Consider the following 3,847-nt stretch of genomic DNA (forward strand, 5'->3'; position numbering starts at 1 on the left):
CTCCGCGATTTCCCGCACGCCCCCCATCCAGGGGTAGCGCGCCTCCGGGTCGGTGCGGTCCATCCACATCTCGTCTAGACCACTTGGACGCCGTTTGCTCCTGGGGCTTGGCCGCACATCTGCAACCCGCGGCCTCGCCCTTGTCGCCCCGTGCACGGGTGCCGCGGCCCGCCGTTCCGCGGCGCCGCGTCCGTCAATTCGCCGTCATGGCGCCGTAAATGCCCCGCGTCACCGACAAGTGGGTCTTGTGGAGGGGGCTTGGTGCCGTCCGTACGAGTTCAGCGCGAGCGTGGACAAGGCGTTGGATACGGGTGGGGCGCTGACGCGGTTGATGGAGCTGGTGCTGCGGAGCCAACTCCTGGCGTGGTTCCGGCAGGTCATGGAGCTGGAGACGCGGGCGACGGAGATCTTCGGTGCCGGAGCTCATGCCGGAAGCAACAGCGCGTTCAACCTCTACCGCTTCGACAGTGACCCCGCCGGCGTCTCCACCGAAGGCCATGAGAGGGGTCATGCGACAGCCAATCCAGTGGAAGTCAGGGATTGTTCGCTTCGTTACGATCACCTCCAGGCGGCTTCGCTGTCCCTGAAGGATGCGGCGAAGCTGATCCAGCGCCTGATGGAGGAACGCTATGGGGAGCACACCTGACCTGAGCGCTGCACGTGGGCGCAAGTCCAGCTACAGCGGCGACAAGGGCGGCGACTGCGTCGAGATCGCCACCTTCCCCGCCGCCATCGCCATCCGCGGCTCCAAGAACCTCCAGGGCCCAGCCCTCACCCCCACCCCCGCTGCCTTCTCGGCCTTCGTCGTCGCCGCCGCGAACGGAACCCGGTGAAGACCCGCCGGCTCGGCAGCGGCGCCCGCTCCGCACCCGTATCCGCGATCGGCCTCGGCTGCATGGGCATGTCCGTCGCCTACGGACCCGCCGACGCGGACGAGGCCCGCCGCACGCTCGGCCGGGCCGCCGAGCTGGGCGTCACCTTCCTCGATACGGCGGACGCCTACGGCCGCGGAGCCAACGAGAAGCTCATCGGCCACTGGCTGCGCGACCGGGGCCGCCGCGCTGACGTCTTCCTCGCGACGAAATTCGGGCTGCGGCACGACGCCGCTACCGGCCGCGTCGACGCCGTGGACACCTCACCGCAGTACGTACCGGTCGCCTGCGACGCCTCACTCCGGCGCCTCGGCGTCGACCACATCGATCTCTACTACGCCCATCGCCGCGACCCCGCCACCCCCATCGAGGACACCGTGGGCGCGATGGCGGAACTGGTCTCGGCAGGCAAGGTGCGGCATCTCGGCCTCTCCGAGGTGAGCCCCGCGACGCTGCGCGCCGCGCATGCCGTACACCCCGTTGCCGCCGTCCAGCTGGAGTACTCCCTCTTCACCCGGGACGTGGTGGCGGGAGAGATGCTCGCCACCTGCCGTGAGCTGGGGGTCTCCATCGTGGCGTACTCACCGCTCGGCCGCGGCATGCTGGCCGGGGCGCTCGCTTCCCGGGACGAGCTCACCGAAGAGGACAACCGCCGCCGCTGGCCCCGCTTTTCGGCGGACAACATCGGCCGCAACCTCGCCCTCGTACGCGAGGTCCGGCGCATCGCCGCGGAGATCGGCATCACGCCCGCGCAGGCGGCACTCGGCTGGCTGCTGGCCCAGGGAGACGACATCGTGCCGATCCCGGGGACCAAGCGGGTGCGCTACGTCGAGGAGAACGCCGAGGCGGCGGAGCGGAGCCTCACGCCCGAGCAGGCCGAGCGCCTGCGGGCAGCGGTCCCCGGCGCGGCCGTGGCCGGCGAACGCTACCCGGAGCAGGCGCTGCGCCGTCTGGGCCACTGACCGGGCCGGGCACCGGAAAGCCCTACCCGGCCCCGCGCCCGGACCGCTTCACGGCATCCATGCCTCGTACGACAGAACCTCCCCCGACTTGATCTTGAAGTCGGGGAGGTCCTTCGTGAACGTGATCTCGGTGCCCAGGAATTGTCCGGTCCGGGCATCGAGGACCACCATCTGGCGGGTGGCGTTCATGGCGCCGTCCGGGCCGTCGTACACATACGCCTGGCCGCGGCGCCCCAGCCGGTCGGTGACCCCGCCCGCCGGACGCATCCCCTCCGCATCGGCCAGCACCCTGACGATGGCCGCCGTCTCCCGCGGTCCCGGAGTCCATTGCTGAAGCAACGCCGAGAGAGCCGCCAGCAGTTGCGGCGTCGTGCGGCCCGTGGCCCCGTAGAGCGTCGCGAGCTGTTCGCGCAGCGCCTCGGGGTCGGTCGGGGGCCTCGTACGGGCGCCGAGGCCGCGATGCCCGTCCGCCGGGCCCGCCGGATAGGTCTTCCGGTGCAGCACCTTGCCGTCCTTGACGGTGCGCCAGCGGCCGCCGGTGTCGTCGATCACCCGCCGGCCGGGGTGCCGCGGGTCGGTCGCCACGACCAGTTCAAAGCCGCTGCCGTCGGCGCGCCACCGGGTGACGCGCTCCTCGGGCACGACGGCGGACGGTGCGGCGCCGGGGCCCGCCCCCACACTCGCGTACCAGCTCTGCAGATGGCTGCCCCGGTGCGGCCCGTCCGCGGCCCCCGCTGCCCGCGCCCTCGCCTCCGCTCGCCGGGCGAGCCGGTCCAGCGATACGGAGGGCGCACCGGCCTGCGGGGCGAGCGCCACGGGCACGGCAACGGCCGCGCCGGCGCCGATGTCGGAGAAGGTGAACGCGAGCACCGCGCCGAGGACGAGCACCGCGGCCTCCGCCCTCAGGACGAGGCGCCGCCGGGCCCGTTTCGTGCGCTTGCTGTGCAGCAGGCGGTTGAGGCCACGTTCGGCGTGGGCGGACAGCGGGCGGTCCCGCCAGGGGCCTTCGCCGGACCGTACGGGATTGGCCGCGCGCAGCAGATCCAGTTCGTCACTCATTGCCGTCGCCTCCTGCTCGTGCGGACACGGTCATCCGCGTACGGTCGATCTCCGCGCGAAGCCGCCGTCGCGCCCGGTGCAGCCGCATGGCCGCCGCGCTCCGGCCGCACCCCAGCGTCACCGCCAGCTCCTCGACGGTCAGTTCCTCCCAGGCCGTCAGCCGCAGCACCTCCTGGTCGGCGGCCGAGAGCCGGGCCAGCACCTCGTGCACCCAGGATCCGGGCGGCTCCGTGTCCGGGCTGTCCACGGTCAGCCGGCGGTGCGCCGCCTCGTGATGGCCGATCCGGTGCAGCAGCCGCCGGTAACGCCCGAGCCCGCGCACCGTGTTGGCCAGGCAGTTCCGGGCCACCCCGTACAGCCACGGCAGCGGGATGTCGGGAAGTTCGGCGCGGCGTCTCCAGGCTATGGAGAAGACCTCCGCCACCACTTCCTCGACCTCATGTGCCTGCCCGTCCAGCCGCCGCGCCACAAAGCGGCTGACCGCCCAGTAGTGCGTGCGATAGGCATCGGCGAAGGCGTCGTCCGTGCTCATGAACCGTTGGTGTCCGGCATGGCCCCGATCTTCACACCCCGCACCGGTGAACATCTCCGGGGCCCCGGACACCTACGGGGCATGCAGGTACCCACGACGCCAACCACGTCCACGCAGACCCCCGGGAAACGGCTACGGGCGAAACGGTCATCGGTGACAGGGCCGTCGACGAAAGGGCTATCGACGAAAGGGCTACCGGTGAAATGGCTCACGACCACCGATCACAAGACCATCGGCACGCTCTACCTGGTCACCGCATTCGCGTTCTTCTGCGTCGGCGGGCTGCTGGCCTTGCTGATGCGCGCCGAACTGGCCCGCCCCGGCCACCAGATCATGACGAACGAGCAGTTCAACCAGGCGTTCACGATGCACGGCACGATCATGCTGCTGATGTTCGCGACGCCGCTGTTCGCCGGTTTCGC

General features: G+C 71.3%; 5 protein-coding genes and 1 pseudogene. 4 read left to right on the top strand and 2 right to left on the bottom strand.

What is annotated here, in order from left to right:
• Window positions 1-274 precede the first annotated feature (274 nt).
• From AB0D04_RS42315 to AB0D04_RS42325, 3 genes and pseudogenes are all read left to right on the top strand, one after another.
• A pseudogene (locus AB0D04_RS42315) lies at window positions 275-646 on the top strand (Scr1 family TA system antitoxin-like transcriptional regulator); the annotation flags it as partial.
• On the top strand, window positions 630-833 hold the full coding sequence (locus tag AB0D04_RS42320; RefSeq protein WP_362712784.1) for a DUF397 domain-containing protein: 204 nt from the start codon (window positions 630-632) through the stop codon (window positions 831-833). The pseudogene AB0D04_RS42315 and the gene AB0D04_RS42320, both read left to right, overlap by 17 nt.
• Complete coding sequence (locus tag AB0D04_RS42325; RefSeq protein WP_362712786.1) at window positions 830-1,834, top strand: aldo/keto reductase; 1,005 nt, start codon at window positions 830-832, stop codon at window positions 1,832-1,834. The genes AB0D04_RS42320 and AB0D04_RS42325 overlap by 4 nt, the downstream gene beginning before the upstream one ends.
• Before the next feature lie 48 nt (window positions 1,835-1,882).
• On the opposite strand, the gene AB0D04_RS42330 is transcribed toward AB0D04_RS42325, so the two are convergent.
• On the bottom strand, window positions 1,883-2,893 hold the full coding sequence (locus tag AB0D04_RS42330; RefSeq protein ID WP_362712787.1) for a CU044_5270 family protein: 1,011 nt from the start codon (window positions 2,891-2,893) through the stop codon (window positions 1,883-1,885).
• Window positions 2,886-3,425 (bottom strand): sigma-70 family RNA polymerase sigma factor, encoded by a 540-nt coding sequence (locus tag AB0D04_RS42335; protein ID WP_362712789.1) that lies wholly within the window; start codon window positions 3,423-3,425, stop codon window positions 2,886-2,888. The genes AB0D04_RS42330 and AB0D04_RS42335 overlap by 8 nt, the downstream gene beginning before the upstream one ends.
• Before the next feature lie 153 nt (window positions 3,426-3,578).
• On the opposite strand from AB0D04_RS42335, the gene AB0D04_RS42340 reads away from it, so the two are divergent.
• Window positions 3,579-3,847: cbb3-type cytochrome c oxidase subunit I (locus AB0D04_RS42340; protein WP_362712791.1), on the top strand; the 269-nt coding region annotated here is incomplete at its 3' end.

Source organism: Streptomyces sp. NPDC048483 (assembly GCF_040651455.1).
Lineage (GTDB): Bacteria > Actinomycetota > Actinomycetes > Streptomycetales > Streptomycetaceae > Streptomyces.